The 24,199-nt window shown below is 70.0% G+C and carries 19 protein-coding genes; 10 read left to right on the forward strand and 9 right to left on the reverse strand.

The features are described from left to right. The first annotated feature begins 126 nt into the window (after positions 1–126). Positions 127–1,134 (forward strand): HlyD family secretion protein, encoded by a 1,008-nt coding sequence (locus C8P66_RS20190; RefSeq protein ID WP_245903699.1) that lies wholly within the window; start codon positions 127–129, stop codon positions 1,132–1,134. Positions 1,135–1,156: 22 nt separating this feature from the next. Then, positions 1,157–2,746 (forward strand): DHA2 family efflux MFS transporter permease subunit, encoded by a 1,590-nt coding sequence (locus C8P66_RS20195; protein ID WP_111400096.1) that lies wholly within the window; start codon positions 1,157–1,159, stop codon positions 2,744–2,746. 37 nt (positions 2,747–2,783) lie between these two features. Here C8P66_RS20195 and C8P66_RS20200 read toward each other — a convergent pair whose 3' ends face one another. Beyond that, positions 2,784–3,548, reverse strand: coding sequence for an SDR family oxidoreductase (locus C8P66_RS20200; protein WP_245903700.1), 765 nt, complete (start codon positions 3,546–3,548; stop codon positions 2,784–2,786). A 67-nt stretch (positions 3,549–3,615) separates the two neighbouring features. On the opposite strand from C8P66_RS20200, the gene C8P66_RS20205 reads away from it, so the two are divergent. Next, entirely contained in the window at positions 3,616–4,578 is a 963-nt protein-coding gene (locus C8P66_RS20205; RefSeq protein ID WP_111400141.1) for an AraC family transcriptional regulator, read from the forward strand. Here C8P66_RS20205 and C8P66_RS20210 read toward each other — a convergent pair. Further along, positions 4,515–6,023, reverse strand: a complete 1,509-nt coding sequence (locus tag C8P66_RS20210) for a DASS family sodium-coupled anion symporter (RefSeq protein WP_111400098.1) — start codon at positions 6,021–6,023, stop codon at positions 4,515–4,517. The two genes, C8P66_RS20205 and C8P66_RS20210, sit on opposite strands and share 64 nt — an antisense overlap. 221 nt (positions 6,024–6,244) lie before the next feature. On the opposite strand from C8P66_RS20210, the gene C8P66_RS20215 reads away from it, so the two are divergent. After that, entirely contained in the window at positions 6,245–6,928 is a 684-nt protein-coding gene (locus C8P66_RS20215) for a cysteine hydrolase family protein (protein WP_245903701.1), read from the forward strand. A 5-nt stretch (positions 6,929–6,933) separates the two neighbouring features. Then, positions 6,934–8,526 carry a regulator gene (locus C8P66_RS20220; protein WP_111400142.1) on the forward strand — a complete coding sequence of 531 codons (1,593 nt, stop codon included), beginning with the start codon at positions 6,934–6,936 and terminating at the stop codon, positions 8,524–8,526. A 4-nt stretch (positions 8,527–8,530) separates the two neighbouring features. Here C8P66_RS20220 and C8P66_RS20225 read toward each other — a convergent pair whose 3' ends face one another. From C8P66_RS20225 to C8P66_RS20245, 5 genes are read right to left on the reverse strand one after another with little or no spacing between them, the layout of a single operon-like run. Further along, complete coding sequence (locus C8P66_RS20225) at positions 8,531–9,418, reverse strand: HpcH/HpaI aldolase/citrate lyase family protein (protein ID WP_111400100.1); 888 nt, start codon at positions 9,416–9,418, stop codon at positions 8,531–8,533. Continuing rightward, complete coding sequence (locus tag C8P66_RS20230) at positions 9,415–10,656, reverse strand: CaiB/BaiF CoA transferase family protein (RefSeq protein ID WP_245903702.1); 1,242 nt, start codon at positions 10,654–10,656, stop codon at positions 9,415–9,417. Before C8P66_RS20230 ends, C8P66_RS20225 begins: the two co-directional genes overlap by 4 nt. Next, positions 10,643–11,737, reverse strand: a complete 1,095-nt coding sequence (locus tag C8P66_RS20235; RefSeq protein ID WP_111400102.1) for an ABC transporter ATP-binding protein — start codon at positions 11,735–11,737, stop codon at positions 10,643–10,645. Before C8P66_RS20235 ends, C8P66_RS20230 begins: the two co-directional genes overlap by 14 nt. After that, positions 11,730–13,448 carry an ABC transporter permease gene (locus C8P66_RS20240; RefSeq protein WP_111400103.1) on the reverse strand — a complete coding sequence of 573 codons (1,719 nt, stop codon included), beginning with the start codon at positions 13,446–13,448 and terminating at the stop codon, positions 11,730–11,732. Before C8P66_RS20240 ends, C8P66_RS20235 begins: the two co-directional genes overlap by 8 nt. Before the next feature lie 3 nt (positions 13,449–13,451). Continuing rightward, on the reverse strand, positions 13,452–14,567 hold the full coding sequence (locus C8P66_RS20245) for an ABC transporter substrate-binding protein (RefSeq protein ID WP_111400104.1): 1,116 nt from the start codon (positions 14,565–14,567) through the stop codon (positions 13,452–13,454). A gap of 144 nt (positions 14,568–14,711) precedes the next feature. On the opposite strand from C8P66_RS20245, the gene C8P66_RS20250 reads away from it, so the two are divergent. The 4 genes from C8P66_RS20250 to C8P66_RS20265 all read left to right on the forward strand — a co-directional run bounded on the left by C8P66_RS20250 (position 14,712) and on the right by C8P66_RS20265 (position 17,993). After that, positions 14,712–15,392 carry a GntR family transcriptional regulator gene (locus C8P66_RS20250; protein WP_111400105.1) on the forward strand — a complete coding sequence of 227 codons (681 nt, stop codon included), beginning with the start codon at positions 14,712–14,714 and terminating at the stop codon, positions 15,390–15,392. Between the two features lie 142 nt (positions 15,393–15,534). Further along, positions 15,535–16,527, forward strand: a complete 993-nt coding sequence (locus tag C8P66_RS20255; protein ID WP_158537329.1) for a tripartite tricarboxylate transporter substrate binding protein — start codon at positions 15,535–15,537, stop codon at positions 16,525–16,527. Positions 16,528–16,539: 12 nt separating this feature from the next. Beyond that, entirely contained in the window at positions 16,540–17,214 is a 675-nt protein-coding gene (locus tag C8P66_RS20260; protein ID WP_111400107.1) for a cyclase family protein, read from the forward strand. Further along, positions 17,211–17,993 (forward strand): SDR family NAD(P)-dependent oxidoreductase, encoded by a 783-nt coding sequence (locus tag C8P66_RS20265; RefSeq protein WP_111400108.1) that lies wholly within the window; start codon positions 17,211–17,213, stop codon positions 17,991–17,993. Before C8P66_RS20260 ends, C8P66_RS20265 begins: the two co-directional genes overlap by 4 nt. A gap of 6 nt (positions 17,994–17,999) precedes the next feature. Here the strand turns inward: C8P66_RS20265 and C8P66_RS20270 are convergent, their stop codons facing one another. Continuing rightward, complete coding sequence (locus tag C8P66_RS20270; RefSeq protein WP_245903703.1) at positions 18,000–21,578, reverse strand: ABC transporter ATP-binding protein; 3,579 nt, start codon at positions 21,576–21,578, stop codon at positions 18,000–18,002. 84 nt (positions 21,579–21,662) lie between these two features. Here C8P66_RS20270 and C8P66_RS20275 point away from each other — a divergent pair, with 84 nt between their 5' ends. Next, entirely contained in the window at positions 21,663–22,580 is a 918-nt protein-coding gene (locus C8P66_RS20275; RefSeq protein WP_111400110.1) for a LysR substrate-binding domain-containing protein, read from the forward strand. 17 nt (positions 22,581–22,597) lie between these two features. Here C8P66_RS20275 and C8P66_RS20280 read toward each other — a convergent pair whose 3' ends face one another. Further along, positions 22,598–24,196 carry a M20/M25/M40 family metallo-hydrolase gene (locus C8P66_RS20280; RefSeq protein WP_111400111.1) on the reverse strand — a complete coding sequence of 533 codons (1,599 nt, stop codon included), beginning with the start codon at positions 24,194–24,196 and terminating at the stop codon, positions 22,598–22,600. Between the last annotated feature and the right edge of the window lie 3 nt (positions 24,197–24,199).

A 24,199-nucleotide genomic window follows, 5' to 3' on the forward strand; every position in this document is an offset into this window, starting at 1 on the left:
GTCCGAAATCGGCTGGATGTGAGTGTCGCAACCGAATCCTATGGCCGATCAAGGCGTTGCGCCATGTCCGCTAACCTTGGTGAATAATCCGGGCTGATCGGGGCGGCGCTCGGCGCCACCTGGTGGGTGCGGGTCGGCAGCTTCCTGGAAAGCACCGACAACGCCTATGTGCAGGGCGATATCGTCGTGCTCGGGCCACGGATCGAGGGCGATGTGATTGCCATCGACGTCGCCGACAATCAGCGCGTGACAGCCGGCCAGCCGTTGATCCGGCTGGAGGACCGCGACTGGCGCGCCCGGCGCGACGCCGCCGCCGCGGGGCTGGCCGAGGCCGAGGCCGCGATCGGCACCTATGCCGCCCAGATCGACCAGCAGCGCGCCCAGATCGCGGCGGCCGAGGCGCAGCTCGGCACCGCCCAGGCCGAGCAGGCCCGCGCCGCCGCCGATGCCAGCCGTTACGGCAGCCTCGCCACCAGCGGCTATGGCAGCCGCGAGAATGCCGAGCGCACCCTGGCCGACCGGCGCAAGGCCGATGCCAACGTCCTGGCGGCGCAGGCCAATATCCAGGCGGCGCAGGCGACCTTGCCGGTGATCGAATCCCAGGCCCGCGCCGCCCGCGCGCGGCGGGATACTGCCGCCGCCCAGCTGGTGCTGGCGGAAAGCGACCTCGCCAACACCGTGATCCGCGCGCCCTTCGACGGCATCGTCGGCAATCGCGCGGCGCAGATCGGCGCGCATGTGCGGGTGGGGCAGAACCTGATCGCGGTGGCCCCGCCGCCCGACCGGCAGTGGGTCGTGGCCAATTTCAAGGAGACCCAGGTCGCGCGGATGCATCCCGGCCAGCCGGTGACGCTCTCGGTCGATGCCCATGGCGCCGCCGCCCTGCATGGGCATGTGGACAGCCTGGCGCCGGCCACCGGCTCGCAGTTCAGCCTGCTGCCGCCCGAGAACGCGACCGGCAACTTCACCAAGATCGTGCAGCGGGTGCCGGTGCGCATCGCGCTGGACGCGGGCCAGGACCCCTCCATCCTGCGCCCCGGCCTGTCGGTCGAGGCCGAGGTGGATACCCGCGCCGACCCGACCGCGCCGCGTGGCGTCTTCGGTGCCGCAGCCGCCGTGTTGAGCGGCCGCTGAGCCACGAGCCGGGATACATCCCATGTCCGCGACCACGATGCCCGCCGCCGCCGCACCCGCCGGGCCCCTGGTGTTGGGCGTGCCCCGGCGCCACTTCTTCGGCTTCATGTCGATGGTGCTCGGCATGTTCATGGCGATCCTGGACATCCAGATCGTCTCGGCCAGCATCTCCGACATCCAGGCGGGGCTCGCGGCCAGCCCCGACGAAGCCTCCTGGGTGCAGACCTCCTACCTGATCGCCGAGATCGTCATGATCCCGCTGTCGGGGTTCCTGTCCCGGCTGCTGTCCACGCGGTTGCTCTTCACCATCTCGGCGCTCGGCTTCACCATCTTCTCCTTTGCCTGCGCCATGGCGACCAGCCTGCCGGAGATGATCGTCTTCCGCGCCCTGCAGGGCTTTTTGGGCGGGGCGATGATCCCAACCGTCTTCGCCAGCGCCTTCCTCATGTTCAAAGGCGACCAGCGCACCCGGATGAGCGTGCTGATCGGGCTGACCGCGACGCTTGCGCCCACCATCGGACCGACCCTCGGCGGGCTGCTGACGGAGACCTTCTCCTGGCACTGGCTGTTCCTGATCAACGTGCCGGTCGGGCTGTTCATCGCCTGGTCGGTCTGGACCAATGTCGATATCGACCAGGGCGACAGCCGGCTCTTCGCCCGCTTCGACTGGATCGGGCTCGGGCTGATGGCGACCTTCCTCGGCTGCCTGGAATACGTGATGGAGGAGGGCCCGCGCTGGGACTGGCTGCAGGACAGCACGGTGCTCTCGCTGGCCGTCATCTGCATGATCAGCGGGGCGCTGTTCTTTCACCGCGCCTTCACCCGCAACGAGCCGATCGTCGAGCTGCGGGCCTATGGCAACAGGAACTTCGCGATTGGGGCCCTCTTCGCCTTCCTCGTGGGCGTCGGGCTCTATGGCTCGGTCTATCTGATTCCGCTCTATCTCGGGCGCATCCGCGGCTACAACAGCCTGCAGATCGGTGAGACCATGTTCATCACCGGCGTCGGCATGTTCATGGCCGCACCCATCGTCGGCAGGCTTGCCCGCAGCGTCGATCTGCGGCTGATCATGGCGGTCGGGCTGCTGGCCAACGGGCTGGCGATCTGGATGACGGCGCAGCTGACGACGCAATCCTCCTTCACCGAGCTGTGGATACCGCTGGGGCTGCGCGGGGTCGCCACACTCACCATCATGGTGCCGGTCAACCAGGTGGCGCTGGGCACCTTGCCGCCGCAGATGCTGAAGAATGCCTCGGGGCTGTTCAACCTGATGCGCAACCTCGGCGGCGCGGTGGGGCTTGCGCTGATCAACACGCTGGTGATCGACCGCAGCGCGGGGCATCGCCAGCATTTGGCCGAATCGGCCGGCTGGGCGCGGTCAGGCGCCACGCATTGGCTGGACACGATGACCAGCGCGCTGACCCCGCGCCTCGGGTCGGTGCAGGCCGAGAGCGCGGCGCTGCGCAAGCTGTCGGATGTGGTGACGCAGCAGGCGCTGATCCTGTCCTACAACGACGTGCTCATCCTGATGGCCGGCCTGTTCTTCGCCGCGGCGCCGCTGGTGCTGCTGCTGAAGACGCCGCGTCCGGGCGGAGGTGGCGGCGGGCATTAGCTGGCCGCCGCCACGGTGGAAGACGTGGCGGGCCGAGCTAGCCCTGCGCGGTAGGACGCACGACGATCTCGCCCACATCAACATCGGCTGGCTGCTCGATGGCGAAGGCGATGGCGCGCGCGACTGCGGATGGCGAGATGGCCATGGCCATTGCGGCGCGGGTTTGCGCCTGGTTCTCGAGGTTCGTCATCGATGAGGCGAGCTCGGTGCTGACAATGCCTGGCGAAACCACGGTGACGCGCAGCCTGGCGCCCGCCTCCTGCCGCAGCCCCTCGGAGATCGCCCGGACGGCATTCTTCGAGCCGGCATAGACGGCCATGGTCGGGACGATCTTGATGCCCGCCGTGGAGAGCGTGTTGACGACATGCCCGAAGCCCTGCCGGCGAAACACCGGCAGCGCCGCCGCGATGCCGTAAAGGACGCCTTTGATGTTCACATCGATCATCTCCTCCCAGTCCTCGACCCGGAGTTCGTCGAGGAGGGAGATGGGTGCGACGCCCGCGTTGTTGATGAGGACGTCGAGCCTGCCGTATCGCTCGCATCCCAGTGCCACGAGATCGACGAGGTCCTCGCGCCGCTTCACATCCGTCCGCGCCCAAACGGCCTCGCCGCCCGCAGCGGTGATGCGGCCTGCCAAGGCCTCCAGGCGATCGTCCCGCCGCGCACCGAGCACAAGCCTGGCGCCGCGCTCGGCCAGGTGAATCGCCGTGGCCTCGCCAATGCCGCTGCTGGCGCCGGTGATTGCGACGACCTTGCCCTTTATGCCTGACATGACCGGCTCCTCTTTTGCTGCACGGATCATCGCCGAGGATCTCTGGACGATCTATGCGCCATGCTCCAAATTATCGGCGCGGCAGTCTTGGACCGGCATGGATTCTCTTACCGACGTTTTCACCCTGCTCGATATCCGGAGCGCACGTTGCACCCGTTTCGAGGCAGGCGGCGCCTGGGCCCTTCGCTTCCCGGCCAAGCCGGCGCTGAAGTTCGCCACCATCCTGCGCGGAGAGTGCTGGATCACGCTTCCCGGGACGGCGCCGCATCGGCTTGCCGCGGGCGACACCTTCCTCCTGGCCAACGCCCCGCCCTATATCCTGGCGAATGACCAGGAGATGACGCCCGGCGACGGGATCGCGCTCTTCGACTGGGACCATGCCGACACCGCCCATCATGGTGGCGCCGAGACCGTGCTGCTGGCGGGAAGCTTCGTGTTCGAACTCACGCATGCCAGGCTTCTGCTCGATGTCCTGCCGCCGTTCATGCTCATTCCCGCGGCGGAGAAGGCTTCGGCGGTCCTGCGCGGCACGCTCGAGATCCTCGATCGCGAAATCCGCAGCACGCAGATGGGGGCCTCGCTGGTGACGCACCGTCTCGCCGAGGTCCTTCTCGTCCAGGCGCTCCGCGCCTATGTCGCCATGCAAGGCGACAATGGCGCCGGCTGGATCGGCGCGCTGGCGGACCCGCAGATGGGGATCGCCCTGAACCTCATGCATGGCGAGGTCGCCCATCGCTGGACGGTCGAGGCGCTTGCCAGCGCCGTCGGCATGTCCCGCTCCGCCTTCGCACTCCGCTTCAAGAACAGCGTCGGGGTTCCGCCGCTCGAATATCTGCTGCGCTGGCGCATGCAGCTCGCCCGGGATGCGCTGCGCCGGGGTGAAGCGGTAGCGAGCATTGCCGCCAGGATCGGCTATGCCTCAGAAAGCGCGTTCGGCAATGCCTTCAAGCGCGTCTGCGGCAAGGCGCCGAAGCGATACTGGCCGGCGGCGGCCGGTCAGACCGTGGTCAGCCCGAGCCAGCGCCACCAGGTCGCCGCCAGCAGCAGCATCACCGCATAGCCCACCAGCGTGATCACCACGCCCGAGCGGGAGAAGGCGCGCCCGGTGAAGGTGCCGGTGCCATAGGCCACCATGTTCTGCGGCGCGTTCATCACCAGCATGAAGCCGAAGGAGACGGCGAATTGCAGGATCATGGTGATGCCGAGGATGTTCACCGGCACGCCGGCCCGGCTCACCTCCTGCAACACCGAGATCACGATGGGGATGAAGGCCGAGGAGAGCGCGGTTGCCGAGGCGAAGCCCAGGTGGACCACGATCAGGAAGGCCGACATCACCGCAATGATCAGGAAGGGCGTCGCCTGGCGCAGATGGAAGCCATCGACGATCAGCCCCGCGAGCCAGGGCGCGCCGCGCGTCGTCACCAGCACCATGCCGAGCGCCACGCCGACGCCGAACAGCAGCAGCGTGCCCCAGGGCACCGAGGTCTGCGCCTGCTTCCAGCTCATCACGCCGATGCCCGGCAGCAGCAGCACGGCGATCGCCATGATGGTGGTGCTGGCGGTGTCGAAGGGATGCAGCCGCCCCTCCGTCGCCCAGAGCAGCAGCAGGACCGCCGCGGTCAGCAGGGTACGCTTCTCCACCCCCGTCATGGCGCCGAGCTCGGCCAGCCGCGCCTTGATGCTGGCGGCCCCCCCCTCGATCCGGTCGACCTCCGGCCGGTGGAAGCGCCACAGGATCAGGTAGAGGATCGGCGTCATGATCAGCCAGAACGGCAAAGCGGCGAGGAACCAGTCGAACCAGGTCACGCTCTGGCCGAGCGCGCGCTGGGTGAAGCCCAGCATGGTGATGTTCTGCGCCGCCGCCGTCAGCACGCCGATATTCATCACCGAACAGATCTGCGCCGAGCCGATCATCAGCAGCGCCGCCAGCCGCGAATCCCGGCTGATGCCGAAGGCGGCGATGATGCCGAGCACGATCGGCACCACGGCCGAGACGCGCGCGGTCGCCGAGGGCACCAGGAAGGCCAGCAGGATGCCGACCAGCAGCGTGCCGGCCAGGATCGCCTTGGTCTCTGACCCGACGCGGGCCAGCACATTCAGCGCGATGCGCCGGTCGAGCCCGGTGACGCTGACCGCCGCGGCGAAGACCAGCGCCGCGCCGACCAGCACGACCGCATTGTTGGCGAAGCCTGCGATGGCAAGATCGCGCGCCCGGGCGATGCCGAGCCGCCGCGTGCCATCGGTCAGGTCCGGCGCGAAGCCGAGCAGCAGGATGATGGCCACGACGATCAGCACCGCGCTGACCGTGGTGTCCACCGCCTCCGTCACCCAGAGGATCACCGCGAACAGCAGGATGCCGATGGCCCGCTGCCCCGCCACCGGCAGCCCGTCGAAGGGCGGCAGCAGGCAGAAGCCGAACATCACGGTGGCGGCAAGGCCGAGGCCCAGCAGGCGCCGCGATGGCCCCGGCGCTGGCGTGGGCGGGGCGGCCGTGGTCGCGCTCATCTCGCTGCTCTTCCTGTCTTCTGGCGGGAGCGTGTCTAGACCCTGGGGCGCCGCCGCGGATTGCGGCGGATCAAGCGGGGCGACTGCATATCCGGCAGGCAGCCGCTGCCCAACGCATCATCGCCAGCAGGCCATCCCGCTGTCGGCAGGGGCCATCCTCCGAGAAACGGGACGGCACAATTGTTGCTTCATCGGCATCAGGCTTGCCGGAGCGCATTGTCTTGGTCCTGGTCGATGCCCAGCCTGCCCCGATCGCACTCGACCCGCGCCACACGGCGCTGCTGGTCATCGACATGCAGCGCGACTTCCTGGAGCCGGGAGGCTTCGGCGCCGCACTCGGCAATGACGTCTCGCTGCTCGGCGCCGCGGTGGAGCCGTGCCGCATGCTGCTGGCCGCGGCCCGCGCCGCGGGGCTGACCATCATCCATACCCGGGAAGGGCATCGCCCCGACCTCTCGGACGCGCCGCCGGCCAAGGTCGAGCGCGGCCCCCCCGGCCTGCGGATCGGCGACCCCGGCCCAATGGGCCGCATCCTGATCCGGGGCGAGCCGGGGCATGAGATCATCCCCGCACTCGCCCCCGAACCCGGCGAGCCGGTGATCGACAAGCCCGGCAAGGGCGCCTTCTACCAGACCGACCTCGACCTCGTGCTGCGCAACCGCGGCGTGGACACGCTGCTGGTCGCCGGCGTCACCACAGAGGTCTGCGTCCATACCTCGGTCCGCGAGGCCAATGACCGGGGCCTGCGCTGCATCGTCGTGGGCGACTGCTGCGCCTCCTACTTCCCGGATTTCCACGCGACGGCACTGGCGATGATCGCGGCGCAAGGCGGGATCTTCGGCTGGGTCGCCACCGTGGCCGCGGTGGCACAGGCCCTCGATGAGGTGCTCCCAAACGAAAGGTGACGACCATGCAGGCGACGCGAACGGACAGGCCGGTGCTTTGGGTGCCGGGGGACTGGAACGCCTTCTTCGGCTTCGGCACCAATATCCTGGTCAATGTCATCGTGCTGACCGGGCTGCTGCGCTTCGTGCTGCAAATGCCGGATGCGATCGTCTTCGGACGCATCCTGCCCGCGGCGGGGCTGATGATGTTCCTCAGCACGGCGTATTACGCTTGGCTCGCCTACCGCCTGGCACTCCGCACCGGGCGCAGCGATGTTTGCGCGCTGCCCTCCGGCATCAGCGTGCCGCATATGTTCATCGTAGTGCTGGTGGTGATGCTGCCGATCCTCGGCCGCACCCAGGACCCCATAAAAGCCTGGGAGGCCGGGCTCGCCTGGGTCTTCGTGCAGAGCATCATCCTGATGATCGGCGGCTTTGTCGCCCCGGTGATCCGCAAGATCACGCCGCGCGCGGCCCTGCTCGGCACGCTGGCCGGCGTCTCGGTCACCTTCATCGCGATGCGCCCGGCGCTGGAGATGTACATGACCCCGGTCATCGGCATCACCTGCTTCGCGGTGATCCTGCTCGGCTGGTTCGGGGCGGTGCGGTTTCCGCGCGGGATGCCGGCGGGGCTGGTCGCGATCCTGATCGGCTCGGTGATCGCCTGGGGCTCGGCGGCCTTCGGCGCCAGCATCGGCGGGCTGTCCGGGGCGCGGTTCCTCGCGGCCTTTTCCAACCTCGGCTTCTCGGTGCCGATCCCGGCCTTCGACCATGTCTTCTCGGGCTTCGAGTTCATCGGGGTGATCCTGGTCACCGCCATTCCCTTCGGCATCTACGACCTCGTCGAGGCCATGGACAATGTCGAGAGCGCGGAGGTCGCGGGCGACGCCTTCCCCACCACCCGGGTGCTGACCGCCGATGGCGTCGTCAGCTTCATCGGCTGCATGATGGGCAACCCCTTCATCAACGCGGTCTACATCGGCCACCCGGGCTGGAAGGCGATGGGCGGACGCATCGGCTATTCCGCCGCGACCGGGCTCACGGTGCTGGTGCTGACCTGGCTCGGCATCACCTCGGTGCTGCTGGATCTGATCCCGATCGTCGCGATCTCACCCATCCTGCTCTACATCGGCATGCTGATCGGGGCGCAGGCCTTCCAGGAGACGCCGCATAGCCACGCGCCGGCGATCGTCCTCGCCTTCACCCCGCATCTGGCGGCCTGGGCCAAGACGCTGATCGATGGCGCGCTGGGGGCGGCCGGCACCAATGCGGCGGCGGTCGGCTTCGACAAGATGGCCGGGCTCGGCGTGCTCTACCCGGGACTGGAGGTGTTGGGCGAGGGCGCGATCCTGACCGGGCTGATCCTGGCCGCGGTCGCCGTCTGCGTGATCGAGAAGAATTTCATCAAGGCCTCGGCCTTCGCGCTCGCGGGCGCGGTGCTGACCTACTTCGGCTTCATGCATGGCGCGACGGTGGGGGTCGGCAATGGGCTCGGGGTCACGCCGGGCGTGACCCTGGCCTATCTGATCGTGGCCGGCGCGCTTTTCGCCACCGCAAGGGTGGGGGCGGCGAGCCCGGCCGGCCCTGGTCCCGCGGCAAGTGCCGCACCGGCCGAGTAGGGCCTCAGCGCGCGCGCGCCGCGATGGCGCGCGCCCGCACCAGCAAGGCCTGGGCGCGCTGGACGATCGGGATGTCGATCATCTTGCCGTCCAGCGCGAAGGAGCCGCGCCCCTCCGCCGCCGCCTCGCGGTCCATGGCCACGATCTTCTCCGCCTTGGCCACCGCCTCGGCGCTGGGGCTGAAGCCCTCGTTCAGCGCCGGCACCTGCGCCGGATGGATCGCCGAGGCACCGACGAAGCCGAAGCTCGCCGAACGCCGCACCACGCGCAGATAGGCCGCGATATCCGAGTAGTCGGCGACGGTGCCGATGGTGCCCATCGGCATCAAACCCGCGGCCGTCGCGGCCTGCAGGATCTGCTGCTTGGGCATCAGCAGCACATCCTCGGTCGGCTCGCCGCCGATCGCGGTCGCGTAATCCTCGGCCCCCAGCGACATCCCCAGCAGGCGCGGCGTGGAGCGGGCGATGGCATGGGCCTGTGCCAACGGCCCCGGCGCCTCGATCAACGCCAGGAAGCGGATGCCGCCCGCCGGCATCTCGCGCTTCTGTTCGAGGCGGGAAACCAGCTCGTCCAGCAGCCGCAGATGGTCCGGCCCCTCGACCTTGGTGACCATGATGGCATCGACGCCGGGGATGACCGCGACCTCGAGGTCCCGCACCGCATCCTCCAGCGGCTGGTTGATGCGGACCAGCACATCCGAGCGGCCCTCGGCGCGGATGCGGGCGACGGCGGCCTCGACCTTGCGGCGGGCATCGGGCTTGTCGCCGGGGGCGATGCTGTCCTCCAGGTCGAGCTGGATGGTATCGGCGCCGCGGGAACTGGCCTTGGCCAGGAAGCGCTCCACATTCACCGGCACGAACAGGCCGGAGCGCCAAACCGGATGCGCGCTCATGCCGCGGCCACCAGGCCGGAGGTGACGGCGGCCTCGATCTCGGCGGTATCGAACCCCTGCCCGGCAAGGATCTGGCGGCTGTGCTCGCCAAGGCGCGGCGCCGGGCTGCGGATCGCCCCGGGCGTGCCGGAGAGGCGGGAGGAGACCGCATGCATCGGGAAGCTGCCCATGTCCGCGTCGGGGTAGTCGGCGACAAGGGCACGCGCCTGCACATGCCGGTCGTGCATGAAGCGGACGATGTTGTTGACCGGGCCGATGGTGACCTCGGCGGCTTCGAAGAAGGCCACGTTTTCCTCCAATGTACGGGTTCCTACGAAGGCACCGATGATGCCATCGAGCATTTCGCCATTCGCGACCCGCGCCTCATTGGTGCGGAAGCGCGGATCATCGACCAGATCGCCCCGACCGATCGAGCGCATCACGCGCTCGGCCATGCCCTGGGTGGAGGCGGAGAGGCAGACCCAGCCGTCGTCGCTGGTGCGATAGACATTGCGCGGCGCGGCCCCGGTGGAGCGGCTGCCGGTGCGCTGCTTGACCCGGCCGGTCAGCCGGTAGTTCGCCGCCTGCGGGCCGAGTGCCGTGAACAGCGGGTCCAGCAACGGCAGGTCGATCACCTGCCCCTGCCCGCCATTCACCTCCACTTCGCGCAAGGCCGCCATGGCGGCGAAGGCGCCGGTCAGCCCGGCGATGGTGTCGGCCAAATACATCGGCGGCAGCACCGGCTCGCGATCGGGGAAGCCGTTCATGTCGGCGAACCCCGCGAAGCCCTCGATCAAGGTGCCGAAGCCCGGGCGGCGGCTATAGGGCCCATCCTGCCCCCAGCCGGAAATCCGCAGGATGATCAGCCGTGGCTCAAGCTCCAGCAGGACCTCGGGCGAGAGGCCCATGGCTTCCATCGTGCCAGGCCGGAAGCTTTCCACCAGGATGGCGGCGCCGGGGACGAGGCGGCGGATCAGGGGCACCGCCTCCTTGTGCCGGAAGTCGATGCACAGGCTGCGCTTGCCGCGGCCATGGACCTTCCAGGCGGTCTCGACGCCCTTCACCCGCCAGCCGCGCAAGGTGTCACCGTCGCGCGGCTCCACCTTGTCCACGATGGCACCGAAATCGGCCAAATGCTGCGTCACCGTGTTCCCGGCAACGAGGCGGGAGAGGTCGAGCACGCGCACGCCTTCCAGCGGCCCGCGCACGCCCGGCGTGTAATCGGCCCGGGGCAGGCCCGTCTCCTCAAGCGGCGGCATCGGCGACTCCACGAAACAGGATGCCGCCCGCATGGGGCAGCCATAGGCGCAGCACATCCTCAGGCGGCGGCTGGCGTGTTTCCAGCCGCAGCACCGCCCCGGCAAGGTCGAGCCCGACCTGCCAATTGCCGCCGACATAGGAGCGGCTGGTCACGCGGGTATTCAGCACCGACCCGGCCGCATCCGCGGGGCCCGGCGGCGCCACATGCATCTGCTCGGGACGGAAGGCGATGGTCACGCGGCTGCCGACCTCGGCGGGGCGCGCGGCCACAACCTCCAGCCGCTGGCCATCATCCAGCTCAAGCTGCGCACGACCCGCAGAGGCCCCGGCGACTCGCGCGGGAAGAAAATTGGTCGTGCCGATGAAATCCGCGACAAAGGGATCGGCAGGGCGTTCGTAGATGTCCTGCGGCGTGCCGATCTGCGCGATGCGGCCGCCGTTCATCACCACGATGCGATCGGACAGCGACAGCGCCTCGATCTGATCATGCGTCACATAGATGGTCGTCAAATGCAGCCGCGTCCGCAGTTCCGCGAGCCAGGCGCGCGCGCGGTCCCGCAACTTGGCGTCGAGATTGGACAGCGGCTCGTCCAGCAGCAGGATCGCCGGGTGATAGACCAGCGTGCGGGCCAGTGCGACGCGCTGCTGCTGCCCGCCCGAGAGTTCATGCGGATAGCGTGCGGCATAGGGCGCCATCTCCACCAGTTCCAGCACCTCCATCACCCGGCGGCGGCGATCGGCGGCCGAGACCTTTCGCAAGGTCAACGGGAATACGACATTGTCGAACACGGTCATATGCGGCCAGAGCGCATAGCTCTGGAACACGAGGCCGCAGCTACGCGCCTCGGGCGGCAGATAGATGCCGCGCGCCGCGTCGAAATAGACGCGGTCGCCCACGGTGATGCGGCCGCCATCGGCGCGATCCAGCCCCGCGACGGCCGCCAGTGTCGTGGACTTGCCACAGCCCGAAGGGCCGAGCAGCGTGACGAACTCGCCATCCGCGACATGCAGGCTGACGTCATCGACGGCGGTGACGCCACCGAACCGTTTGGTCAGCCCCTCGATCACCAGCTCAGCCATGCAATTTCACCCCGAAGATGCCGCGCACCGCAGCGATGCACAGGGCGATCACCGCCACCTGGATCGTCGCCAATGCGGCGACCAGCCCGACCTCGCCCTGCACCCAGAGCTGCAACAGCGTGGTGCCGATGACCTCGCTGCCCGGCGCGAAGAGGAAGATGGCGGTCGCGTATTCCTTGAAGAAGGAAATGAAGAGGATGGTGAAGCAGCCGACCAGCGCGGGCCGCATCAGCGGCAACATGATGCTCCGGCTGGTGGTCCACCAATCGGCCCCCTGCACCCGTGCCGCGCGATCCAGATCGTGACTGACCTGCAGCAGCATGGGCGCCACCGCGCCGATGCCGGCGGGGATGAAGCGCATCGTGAAAGCGATCACCAGGATCCAGATCGAGTTGCGCAGGCTGCCGAGCCCCGGCACGAGCGCGAAGGCGTAGAAGAAGCCGATGCCCGCCACCACCCCGGGCACCGCGCGCGGGAACAAGGCGAGGTAGCTCAGCGCGCCCCTGAAGCGGAACTCCGACCGGTGCACGATCACGGCGATGAGGCCGACCAAGGCCGTCGCCAGCGCGCCGCCCACGATGCTCACGATCAGCGAATTCCAGACCGAGCGGGCATAGACCGGATAGTCGAAGATGGTGACGAAATTCGCCAGCGTCAGCACCTCGCCCAAGGGGATCATCGGCGACAGGAAGCTCGTGAAGGCGCGCAGCACCAGCACCGCCAAGGGCGCGATAACGGCCGCGAGGATGTAGAGCGCGGCCAGGATGAACAATGGCCAGCGCAGCACGCCGAGCCGGAACGGCCGCGGCCGCGAGGCCTTGCCGCCAAGGGTGATGAAGCGCCGCGTATTGCCGAGCATGCGGCCTTGCAACCAGACCAGGAAGCACACGACGACCAGCATCAGCGCGGCGGCGGTCGCGACCAGCCCATGGTCCGGCCGCGGCGAGGAGATGCCGTTGTTGAACAGGAAGGTCGTCAGCACGGTGATCCCGGCCGGGTCGCCGAAGATCAGCGGGATCGAAAGAAGCTCGAGCCCCACAGTGAAGTTCAGCACCGCGCTATAGGCGATGGCCGGCTTCATCAGCGGCAAGGTGATGCGCCACAGGGTACGGAAGGTGCCGGAGCCGGAGACGCGCGCCGCTTCCTCCAGCGACGGATCGGTGATCGTGGCCGAGGACAGGCAGTAGATATAGGCGAGCGGCGCCTGCGAGACGCCCGCGATCACCGCCATGCCGCCGAGGGAATAGAGCGTCCAAGGCGCCTCCCCCAGCAGCGAATCCCAGATCTGCGTGAAGTAGCCGGCCGGGCCATAGACCGCATACCAGCCGAAGGAGAGCACCAGCGCGGAAAGATACAACGGCCAAAGGAACAGCTCGCCCATCAGCCGTGCCAGCGGCAGATCGGTGCGGCCGAACAGGATGGCGGCCAGCGTGCCGATCCCCTGCGCCACCAGCGTCGTCAGCCCCGCCAGCACCACCGAGTTGATCAGCACCTGCCCGAAACCATCGGTCCGCGCGAGCTTGGCGAAGTTCCCAAGAGTGAAGGTGTAGCTGTCCTCGTAGAGCGCCCCGTCCAGCAGCGATTGCAGCAGCACTGGCAACAGCGGCGCCACCACCAGCACAAGCACCAGGATGGCGGTGCCGTACTGGATCGGGATCTCGCGCGGGAAGGCCGAAGGAGTGGGCGGGGCCTCCGCCACGCTGGTCCGCATGGGTCAGCTCACGCCGTAGGCTTGCTTCCAACGATCGATGAAGGGCTGGTAGTCGTCCAGCATCTTCTGATTGTAGTCGATGAAGGCGATGTTCTGCTCGCCGCCCACCGCCTGCACGATGGAGCTGTAGGTATGGCGGATGCCCTCACCCGGCTGCACATCCGGCCGCGCCGGAGTCAGCCCGCCGCGCCCGAACGCCGTCTGGCCCTCGGCCGAGGCGATGTAGTCGATCATCAGCTTGGCGGCATTGGGATTGCGCGCGCCCTTGGTCGCGGCCATGCCGCGCAGGATGACCGGCTGCCCGTCGGCGATGAAGTTCCAGCCGAGCACACGCGCCCGCGCCGGGTCGTTCAGCCGCGGCCAGAAGGTGATGGCGGAGACGAACCAGCCCGCGGCATATTCGCCCGAGGTCACCTTCTCCGTCATCGGGCCGCCGGAGCGTTCCCAGCGCGGCCGCACCGGAGCGAGTTGCTTGAACCAGTCCCAGGCCTGCTCGCCATGCTTCTGCACGAAGCCGAAGTTGGAGGAATAGCCGAAGCCGCCGTTATGCGCGCCATAGCTCGTGATCTTGTTGCGCCAGCGGCCCTGGTTCTCGACCGCCGTGGCGACGAACTGGGCGAAGCTCTTGGGCTGCTGCGGCTCGGGCACCAGCATCTTGTTGAAGATGAAGACCAGCGGATCGGAGGAGATGGTGTAGACGCCAGGCCAGGGCTTCGACCAGGCGGGCCAGGCGGCGCTTTCGGGCGACTCATAGGGCATCACCTCGCCCCGGCCCTGGAACTCGATCCAGCCGCCGGGATCGGCGGTGGCGAGCAGATCGGCGCTGCGGCTGTTGGTGCCGCGTTCGGCGAGGTAGCGCTCGAAGACCTCGCGGGAATTCGGCAGGTCGAGGGTTTCCACCCGCACCTTGGGGTAGCGGCGGTTGAAGCCCTCCAGCACCGGGCGCCAATTCTCGGGCGACATGATCGAGTAGATCAGCAGCGCGCCCTCTCGCTCGGCGCCCGCCACGATATCCTGGTATCCTTGCGGATAGGAGGCGGGCGCGCCTTGGGCATGGGCCTTGTTGGCAAGCAGCAGCGCGGGGAGTGCGAGGGTGGTACGACGACCGAGACGGATCATGGTGTGCTTCCTTCCCAGGGCGGGACGTCCCTCCAAACCGAGGCTCGACCCGCTGCGCCATTTGGCGCAATTATTGGCGCCATTATGATAAGCTCAGCTTTTTCCCGCGTGCAACCCCTCCTCGCGACCGAGGGCTGACCCGGCGTGGCCCGAACCCCGGCCGCCAAGCGCCCGCTCGCCGCGGAGATCGCCGTCGCCATACGCTCCGGCGCCTTTCGCGCCGGCGAATGGCTGCGCCAGGTGGATCTGGAGGAGCATTTCGCCGCCACCCGCTTCGACATCCGTGCCGCCCTGGCGGAGCTGGTCCTGCGGCAGACGGTGGAGCATGTGCCCAACCGCGGCTTCCGCGTCGCCACGCCCGACCGGCGCCGGCTGCGCGACATGCTGGCGATCCGCGTGCTGCTGGAGGTCGAGGCCGCCCTCGCCGCCCTGCCCGCCATCGACGATGCGGCGCTGCGCCTGCTCGACGCCAAGGCCGATGCCTTCGACCATGCGGTGGCCGAGGGCGACATGACCAGCCAGAGCGCCACCAACGTCGATTTTCACGACACGCTCTATGGCTTCGCGCCGAACCGGGCGCTGGCGGAGCTGATCATCGAGACGCGGGACCGCGCCCGCATGTGGCCGATGGGGCTCTGGCCCTCGGCGCGCGCGCAACGGCGCAGCGCCGAGGGGCATCGCGCGATCCTGGCGGCGCTGCGCACCCGTGATCCGGCGGAGGTGGCCGCCAGCGTGCGGGCGCATATCCTGGGCTCGGCCGCGAATGATCCGGCGCTGGACGCGCCGGACGACGAGGGCGAGGCGCCCGCAAGCCAGCGCGGGTAACCACCAGGACGCGCCTTGCAAGATGGGATCGCGCTGCATAGCCTCGATCGCGCAACGTCACGCGCGCCCCCAACCCGCGTGTTGCTGCCGGCAAGGCCGCCGAGTCCCCTTGGCCCAAGAACGAACTTGGAGGATCAATCCAATGGAGACGTCACGGCGCTGCCTCTTCGCGGCGGGCATCGGCACCACCCTCGGCGGCCCCATCCTCGCGGCCCCCCATGTGGCAAGGGCGCAAACCGGCTGGCCAAGCGAACGGCCGATCCAGGTCATCGTCCCCTTCCCGCCCGGCGGCGGCACCGACGTCAACATCCGCGCCATGACGAGCCACTTCCAGCGACATCTGCCGGGGTCGAACTTCGTCGTCATCAACCGGCCCGGCGCGGGCGCCGAGATCGGCTATACCGCGGCCTTCCAGGCGCCGCCGGATGGCTACACCATCGGGACCATCATCACCCCCAGCCTGCAGACCATCACCATCGAGCGCACGCCGCGCTACACGCTGATGGACTTCGCCTACCTCGCCACCATCGTCGAGGATCCGAGCGGCTTCCATGTCTCGCCCAACAGCCCGATCCGCACGGTCGCGGACCTCGTCGCCGCGGCCAAGGCCAACCCCGGCGCCATCGCCGTCGGCACCGCCGGGGTGGGTTCGGACGACCATCTGCTGATGATCGGGCTGGAGCGTGCCGCCGGCATCAAGCTGAACCACATCCCCTTCGCCGGCCAGGCGCCGACGGTGATCGCGCTGATCGGCGAGCATATCCAGGTCGCCTCGATGAACATGGGCGAAAGCGTCGCGCTGATCCGCGAGAACCGGGTGCGCCCGCTCGCCTCGGCCGGCGCCGCGCGCTTCGCGATGACGCCGGATGTGCCGACCTTCCGCGAGGCCGGCTATCCGCTGGACACCCGCGTCGTGCGCAGCCTCGTCGCACCCGGCGGCACCCCGCGCGAGATCCAGCGGCGGCTGGAGGAGGTGATCGCCAACACCATGCGCGACCCGCTGTGGATCGCCGAGGCCGAGCGGCTGTTCGTGCCGCTGCACTACCTCAACGCCGAACAAACCCGCGACCTGGTGCTGCGTGAGGCCGAGGCGCTGCGCGACGTCTGGCAGCACGGGCCCTGGCGGGATGTTTAGGAGACGACACCGATGCCGCGCCTGATCGACCTCTCCACCCCCATCAAGACCGGCCATTTCCGCTGGGAGGTGGAGCGCCGCCTCGCCAAGAGCCATGACACCGGTGCGGGCCAGGCGACCTGGGCGGGCTGGAACGTCCATGCCTTCACCCATATGGACAGCCCGCGCCACGTCGATCCCGAGGGCTTCACCACCGATGCGATCAGCCTGGAGATGACGGTCGGGCCGGGGGCGGTGGTGGATGTCTCCGATGTCGCCACCAATACCGCGATCGATGTGGAGCGCCTCGCCGCTGCGGGGGCGCATCTTCGGCCCGGCGATTTCGCGCTGATCCGCACCCGCTGGGATGAGCGGGCCAGCATCGACACGCCGGCCTTCTGGCTGGAGGCGCCATGGATGACGGCGGAGGGCTCGATCTGGCTGCGCGAACGCGGGATCAAGGCGGTCGGCTTCGACTTCCCGCAGGACCACTGCATCCGCAACTTCCTGACCGGCGCGCCACGCCCGCCGCTGCCGGAGCATGTCACGCATTTCCACCTGCTCGCCCGCGGCGTGATCATGTTCGAATATCTGTGCAACATGGGCGCCCTGAAAGCCGCGCGAAACCAGGTGGTCGGCCTGCCGCTGCGCCTGCCCGACAGCGACGGCGCGCCCGCGCGCGTCATCGTCATGGAGGAGGGCGCGTGAGTCTCGCCGGGCGCGCCGCGCTGGTGACCGGCGGCGGCTCCGGCATCGGGGCGGAGATCGCCGCACGGCTGGCCCGCGACGGCGCGCCGGTGCTGGTGGCCGACCTCAACCTCGAAGCCGCGACGCGCGTGGCGGAGGCGATCCGCGCGGCGGGCGGGCAGGCCCTGCCCTTCCGGATGGATGTGGCCTCCGAGGCCGATGCCGCCGCTGCCGTGCGCGAAGCCGAGGCGCAGTTCGGGCGGCTGCGGATCGCGGTCTGCAACGCCGGCATCACCGACCGCAGCCCGGTGCTGGAGATGTCGCTGGCGAAGTTCGAGCGCATCGTCAGGACCAACCTGTTCGGCTGCTTCGTCACCGCGCAGGCGGCGGGGCGCGCCATGGCGGCGGGCGATGCGGAGACGCGCGGCGGGCGGATCGTCACCATCTCCTCCGTGTCCGGCCAGTTCGGCGGCACCGGGCGCGCGGCCTATGGCGCGAGCAAGGGCGGGATCGAGACGCTGACCAAGGTGCTCGCGGTCGAGCTCGCGCCCTATGGCATCCTGGTCAATGGCGTGGCGCCGGGCCCGACGCAGATCGCCCGCACCGCGCATGGGCCGCGGCAGCGCATGGCCTTCCTCGACCGCATGGCGGTGAAACGCTACGCGACGCCGGCCGATATCGCCGGCGCCGTCGCCTTCCTCTGCGGCGACGACTGCGGGTTCGTTGCGGGCCATATCCTCAACGTGGATGGCGGCTTTGCCACCGCCGGCGTGATGTACGATCCGGCCGAGGGCGCCTGAGGGCGCCTATTCCGCCGCATCCGGCATGCCCCGCATCTGCCGCCGCACCAGCCGCGCATAGGCGCCGCCCCGCGCGAGCAGCCCCGCGTGGTCGCCCGCCTCCACCACCCGCCCCGCCTGCATCACCAGGATCAGATCGGCGTCGCGCACGGTGGAAAGCCGGTGCGCGATCACCAGGGTGGTGCGGTCCCGCATCAGCACGTCCAGCGCGCCACGCACCTGCGCCTCGCTGATGGTGTCGAGATGCGAGGTCGCCTCGTCCAGCACCAGCACCGGCGCGTCCTTGAGGAAGGCGCGGGCGATGGCGATGCGCTGGCGCTGCCCGCCCGAAAGCTGCGCGCCGCGTTCGCCGACCCGTGTCGCCAGCCCCTCCGGCAGGGTCGCGACGAAGCCGGCCAGGGCCGCGCGGCCGATCGCCTGGTCCAGCGCCGCGGCACTCGCCTCCGGCCGCGCGAGGCGGATGTTCGCCTCCAGCGTGTCGTTGAACAGATAGGTGTCCTGCGCGACCAGGGCGACATGCCGGCGCAGCCCCGCCAGGGTCAGCGCCGGCAGCGCCACGCCGTCGAGGCGCACGCTGCCCGCGTCCGGGTCCCAGAAGCGCAGCAGCAGGTTGGCGATGGTCGATTTGCCGGCGCCGGAGGGGCCGACCAGCGCCACCGTCGCCCCCGCCGGCACGGCGATATCCACCCCGTCCAGCGCCGGGCGGACCCGGCCAGGATAGGTGAAGCGCACCCCCTGGAAGGCGATCGCGGAGCCGCCGGGCGGGCGGTGGGGCTCCAGGCTGCCGCCGGTCACGCCCGGCACCTCGCGCTCCACCAGCCGCAGCCGCCGCGTCGAGGCGATGGTATCGGCGAGCTGCCGCCCAACCTGTGCGATCTCCGACACCGGCAGGAAGGCCGCGACCGAAAGCAGGATCAGCAGCGGCAGCAGCCCCGCATCCAGCTGCCCCTCCGCGACCATCATCGCCCCCACCGCCGCGACCGCGAGACCGCCGAGCCCGGTCGCGACCTCCAGCCCCGCCGCACCGCGCGACAGGTCGCGCAGCAGCGCCAGCCGGCGCTCCCGGTAGGCGGCGACCAGCGCCATGAAGCCCGCCCGCCGCCGCCCGACCGCGCGGAACGCCTGCAGATCGGCCAGGCCCTGGATGGTCTCGGTCACCTGCGCCCCGAGCTGGCCCAGCCGCGCCCGTGCCTCCGAGCCCAGCCGGTCCACCCGCGCCCGGCCCCATAGCGGCGACAGCGCCGCATGCGCGAGGAAGGGCAGCAGCACCAGCGCCAGCGGCCAGGCGACCACCGCCAGCACGCCCATCACCGTCGCCGGCACCAGCAGCGCGACGGCGGCGGGGGCGACGGTATGGGCGTAGAAATACTCGACGGTCTCGACATCCTGCGTCGCCAGCGCGACCAGATCGCCCGCCCGGCGCCGCAGCAGATAGGCGGGGCCAAGGGTGTCCAGCCGGTCGAACAGGTCGATCCGCATCTCGGCCAGCAGCCGGTAGGCGATGTCATGCGCGAGCCAGGATTCCAGCCAGTGCAGCAGCCCCGCCAGCGGTGCGACCACCAGCAGCGCCACGGAGAGCGCCGTCATATCCTCCCCGGCGCGGACGGCCGCGATCAGCAGCGCGCCGAGCGCGCCGACGCCGATAAAGGCCGCGACCTGGCCGATGCCCAGCAGCACGGTCAGGGCCAGCCGGAACCGCCAGGGGCGGATGTAGCGGGCGAGGCTCGCCAGCGTCTCCCGCCAGCCGATCGCCGCGGCCTCGGCATCGAGGTCGCGCGGCACCACCCCCGCCTCCCCCGCGGCCTCGGCCATGGGCGCGATGGCATCGTCCAGCGCCGTCGCGCCGGCGTCGGCGCCGCCCGCCTGGTCGCCCATGAGCTGGCGGTAGATGCCGCCCAGGCGCATCAGCGCCCCATGCGTGCCGGTTTCCACCACCCGGCCCTGGTCCAGCACCAGGATGCGGTCGGCGCCGATCACGCTGGAGAGGCGATGCGCCAGGATCAGCGTGGTGCGGCCCTGCATCAGCCGGTCCAGCGCCTGCTGGATCAGCGCCTCATTCTCCGCATCTACGGCCGAAAGCGCCTCGTCCAGCACCAGGATCGGCGCGTCGCGCAGCAGCGCGCGGGCGATGGCGAGGCGCTGGCGCTGCCCGCCCGAGAGCATCACCCCGCGTTCGCCGATCATCGCGCCATAGCCGCCGGGCAGGGCCTGGATGAAGTCATGCGCATGGGCGGCACGGGCCGCAGCCTCGACCTCGGCATCGCTCGCCTCGGGCCGGCCAAGGCGCAGGTTCTCCGCCACGGTGCCGTGGAACAGCACGCTGTCCTGCGCGACGATGGCGATCTGGGCGCGGATGCTGTCGGGGTCGAGGCCGCGCAGATCATGCCCACCGATGCTGACGCGCCCTCCTTGCGGATCGTATTGCCGCAGCAGCAGCCGCAGGATCGAGGATTTGCCCGCCCCGCTCGGCCCCACGATGCCGACGCGCTCGCCCGGGGCGATGCGGAACTCCAGCCCCGCATGCGCCGCCGCCCGCCCGCCCGGATAGGCGAAACGCACCTGCTCGAAGGCGATGCCGGGCGCGCCACCTTCCGGCAGCGCGGCGCCACCGGCCGGGACGTCCGGCCGCGCCGCGAGCAGATCGGTGATCCCGCTGGCGGCGGACTGGCCGATCATGCCCTGGTGCAGCACCGAACGCAGGTCGCGCAGGGGGCGGAAGATCTCGGTGCCGGCCATCAGCACGACCAGCAGCGCATCCAGGCTCATCTCGCCCGCCATGACCCGCTGCGCGCCGAGCAGCAGTGCGAGCGCGGCACCGAGGGCCATGCCGCAATCGGTGATGCCGCGGGTGATGACGCTGAGCGCCAGCACCCAGAAGGTGCTGCGGTAGAGGGCGCGGGCGCGCTCGGCCAGGCGGTCGCGCCAGGGGCGGCTCTGGCCGAAGGCCTGCAAGGTCGGCAGCCCCTGCACCGCATCCAGGAACTCGGCGCCGAAGGCCTTGAACGCCCGCTGGCGCGCGATCGAGGCGCGGCGATCCCAGCGATGCACCAGCACCGGCAGCACCAGGGTCAGCAGCGAGGCGGCCAGCAGGACGCTCGCGACCGGCACGTCCCACCACGCGATGAAGGCGAAGATCGCGATGGGCGCGCAGGCGGCGATCGCAAGCTGCGGCAGATACTGGCCGAAGAAGGTCTGCAACTGCTCGACCCCATCGACCATGGAAAGCATCACCCCGCCCGTGCGCTCGCCGGCGAACCAGGCCGGGCCGAGGGCGGCGACGCGGTCGAACAAGGCGCCGCGCAGATGGCCCTGGACCTCGGCGGCGGTGCGGTGCGCGATCGCCTCCCGCGCGAGGTCGAGCCCCGCGCGCAGCAGCACGGCGCCGGCCGCCGCGGCCAGCGGCCAGGCGACCTGCGGAAAGGGCGCGCCGCGGAATACCTCGGCCAAAGCGAGGCCGAGGAAGGCGAAGCGCGCAATCCCGACCCCGAGGGCCAGCAGCCCGAGCAGCACGCCGAGCCCCATCAGCCCACGCAGCCCCTGCGTCATGCGCCACAGGGTCAGGTCGAAATACATCGCAGTCTCCACGTCTCGTGGCGGCAAGGTGTGGCGTTGCGAGGGAGTCGCGCAAACGCTGGTTTTTCACCTGCTGTTGAGCCACTTTAAACGGCGATGAACGACCGGATCCCCCCGCTGGCCGCGCTACGGGCCTTCGCCGCCGTCGCCCGGCACGGCAGCTTTTCCCGTGCGGCCGAGGCGCTGCACGTCAGCACCAGTGCCGTGAGCCATCAGATCCGCGGCGTGGAGGCCGCGCTCGGCACGCCGCTGCTGACCCGCGCCACCAATGGCGCCGGCGCCACCCGCACCGCGCCCACCCCCGCCGGCCTGCTGCTGCTGGAGGGGGTGGAGGCGGCCTTCGCCCAGCTTGGGGCGAGCTGCGCCGCGGTGCGGGGCCTGGCGGCCGAGGCGCGGCCCCTGCTGACGATCTCGGCCAATGGCTCGCTGGGTTCGCTCTGGCTGGCACCACGCCTGGCCGCCTTCGCGGCACGGCACCCGAGTGTTGCCTGGCACATGCGGGCGATTGAGGAGGAGCCCGACCTGCGGCGGGAAGGGCTAGACTTGGCCATCGGCCGGGTCCGCGCGGGGCAGGTCCAGCCGCCGGACGAGCTGCTGTTCGCCGAGACGGTGTTTCCGGTCTGCAGCCCTGCGCTCGGCCTGCAGGGTCTGCCCGCCGAACTGCTGCGGCATGGGCTGTTGGAGGAGGAGCACGCCGGCAGCCTGGAAAAGGGCTGGCAAAGCTGGCTGGCGGCGCTGGGCCTGCCGGGGGCGCGCGGCACCATTATCCGGTTCAGCAACTTCAACCATGCGATCGGGGCGGCCATCGCGGGGGCTGGCATCGCCCTCGGGCGCAGCCCGATGGTCGATGCGGAGCTGGCGGCGGGGCGCCTCGTGCGGCTGTTCGCGCCGCTGGCGATGCCCGGCTCCTATGTCTTCGTCCTGCGGGCCCGGCCGGGGGCGGCGCGGGATCCCCATGTCGCGCAGCTGCGCGGCTTCCTGCTGGATTCGGCGCGAGGCGCGCCTTCCCGGTAGCGAGCAGGCGCCCGTGGTCAGAGTGCCTCGCCGGCCCCGGTGCCGTCCTGCGGGGTGGGGATGCACCATTCCTCGCCCCGCGCGGTGGTGACGTATTCCGGCCAGCGCAGATCGACCGGCGGGCTGAAATCGGCCGGCAGCAAAGGCCCGACCCAGCCTGCGCCGCCGATGCCGCCACCGGTGCGCTCACGGAACTCGGCCTGGGCCGCCGCCAGCACAGTCGGTTGCGTCGCGAGGTCAACGAGGGTCAGGGCCATCGTCTCCGCCGCCACGAACAGGCCGGGGTCCACCGCCGCGGGCAGCCCGCCCAGCGCGTTATAGGCCCAGATCGGATAGGCGTAGCCCGGCGACGGCGGCCGCAGACGCGGACGGGCCGCGAGCAGGCGCACGGTGGGCGCGTGCCAGCAGAACTCCACATAGTCGTCGGCACTCAGATGCTTCTGCCAGGAGGGCAGCCCGGCGCGCACCTTCGCCTCATTCGCCTCAGGCGGCGTCAGGCGGCTGACATCGGCGATGAAGGGATCGGCCATCGGCTCCAGGCCGAGGCTGCGCTGCATCGCGCGGCCGAATTCCAGCGCCTCCTCGGCATAGCTGGGGGCGCCCACCGCTTGCAGGTTCTTCCAGGTGAGATCGGTCATCACCGTGTTCGGCAGCCCGACGCGCGTCTTGGTGACCCAGCGGACAAAGGCGCGGCAGCCGGTGATGCCGGCGACATGGCGCGCATTATTCGCCAGCACCCGCCAAATCTGTTCCTGGATGCCCAGCGCGGAGGAGCGCCAGGAATATTGGATCTGCGCGAACCGCGGGGTCAGATTATCCGAGGTCGCGCCCCCATCGCCCAGCACGAATTCATTGAGCGTCCAGGAGCCGGCGTGCGGAAACATCGCCTCCTTGGTGTATTTCGTCGTCGTGTACATCAGGCACAGCGCATCCAGCGCACCGGGGCAGCGGGCGGCGGCATGCGCGCCCTCGATCGGCATCAGCGAGGGATCGATCCACTGCTCCGGGGCCTCCGCCTCGAAGGTGATGATGGCACTCCAATAGGCGCCGAACTGCGTCTCCCCGGTCACGGTGTTGGAGGGCCAGGGATGCCAGACCACCACCGCATCCAGCCCGTCGTAGTAGCCCTTGGCGGCGTGGATGGGCTTGGAGCCGCAGACCTTTTCCGCAGGTTCCCCGAAGAGCTTCAGCGTGCCGGGGATGCCATGCGCCTGCATCGCGGCCTTGGCCCCCAGCACGGCGGCCAGCGCCGCGGTGCCCAGCACCGAATGTGGATCGGTATGCCCCGCGGCATAGGGGTGCAGCCCCGCGCGCGGGGCCTGGTACGGCACCACCTGCTGTGAATTGCCCGGCACCGCATCGTATTCGGAAAAACTCGCGAGCACCGGCCCGCCTTCGCCCCAGCTCGCGGCAAAGGCCGTGGGCATGCCGCCGGAGCCTGCCTCGACCGCGAACCCCTCGGCCCGGAGCAACTCCACGTAATCGGTGGCGGAGCGGTATTCGCGCCAGGCCGGCTCCGCATGGGCCCAGATCCGCGCGTTGAAGGCGGAGAGCCGCTCCCGGTTCTCCGCGATCCAGCCCCGCGCCGTGGCGCGCGCCGTGTCGTTGTCCTGCATCCC

This window comes from Humitalea rosea (assembly GCF_003253705.1).
Classification (GTDB): Bacteria; Pseudomonadota; Alphaproteobacteria; order Acetobacterales; family Acetobacteraceae; genus Humitalea; species Humitalea rosea.

What these genes read in the sequence shown, in the direction of transcription:
- C8P66_RS20195 (WP_111400096.1), top strand. Translation starts at nt 1,157, where the DNA reads ATGTCCGCGACCACGATGCCCGCCGCCGCCGCACCCGCCGGGCCCCTG.
- C8P66_RS20200 (WP_245903700.1), bottom strand. Translation starts at nt 3,548, where the DNA reads ATGATCCGTGCAGCAAAAGAGGAGCCGGTCATGTCAGGCATAAAGGGC.
- C8P66_RS20205 (WP_111400141.1), top strand. Translation starts at nt 3,616, where the DNA reads ATGGATTCTCTTACCGACGTTTTCACCCTGCTCGATATCCGGAGCGCA.
- C8P66_RS20210 (WP_111400098.1), bottom strand. Translation starts at nt 6,023, where the DNA reads ATGAGCGCGACCACGGCCGCCCCGCCCACGCCAGCGCCGGGGCCATCG.
- C8P66_RS20220 (WP_111400142.1), top strand. Translation starts at nt 6,934, where the DNA reads ATGCAGGCGACGCGAACGGACAGGCCGGTGCTTTGGGTGCCGGGGGAC.
- C8P66_RS20225 (WP_111400100.1), bottom strand. Translation starts at nt 9,418, where the DNA reads ATGAGCGCGCATCCGGTTTGGCGCTCCGGCCTGTTCGTGCCGGTGAAT.
- C8P66_RS20230 (WP_245903702.1), bottom strand. Translation starts at nt 10,656, where the DNA reads ATGCCGCCGCTTGAGGAGACGGGCCTGCCCCGGGCCGATTACACGCCG.
- C8P66_RS20235 (WP_111400102.1), bottom strand. Translation starts at nt 11,737, where the DNA reads ATGGCTGAGCTGGTGATCGAGGGGCTGACCAAACGGTTCGGTGGCGTC.
- C8P66_RS20240 (WP_111400103.1), bottom strand. Translation starts at nt 13,448, where the DNA reads ATGCGGACCAGCGTGGCGGAGGCCCCGCCCACTCCTTCGGCCTTCCCG.
- C8P66_RS20245 (WP_111400104.1), bottom strand. Translation starts at nt 14,567, where the DNA reads ATGATCCGTCTCGGTCGTCGTACCACCCTCGCACTCCCCGCGCTGCTG.
- C8P66_RS20255 (WP_158537329.1), top strand. Translation starts at nt 15,535, where the DNA reads ATGGAGACGTCACGGCGCTGCCTCTTCGCGGCGGGCATCGGCACCACC.
- C8P66_RS20260 (WP_111400107.1), top strand. Translation starts at nt 16,540, where the DNA reads ATGCCGCGCCTGATCGACCTCTCCACCCCCATCAAGACCGGCCATTTC.
- C8P66_RS20275 (WP_111400110.1), top strand. Translation starts at nt 21,663, where the DNA reads ATGAACGACCGGATCCCCCCGCTGGCCGCGCTACGGGCCTTCGCCGCC.
- C8P66_RS20280 (WP_111400111.1), bottom strand. Translation starts at nt 24,196, where the DNA reads ATGCAGGACAACGACACGGCGCGCGCCACGGCGCGGGGCTGGATCGCG.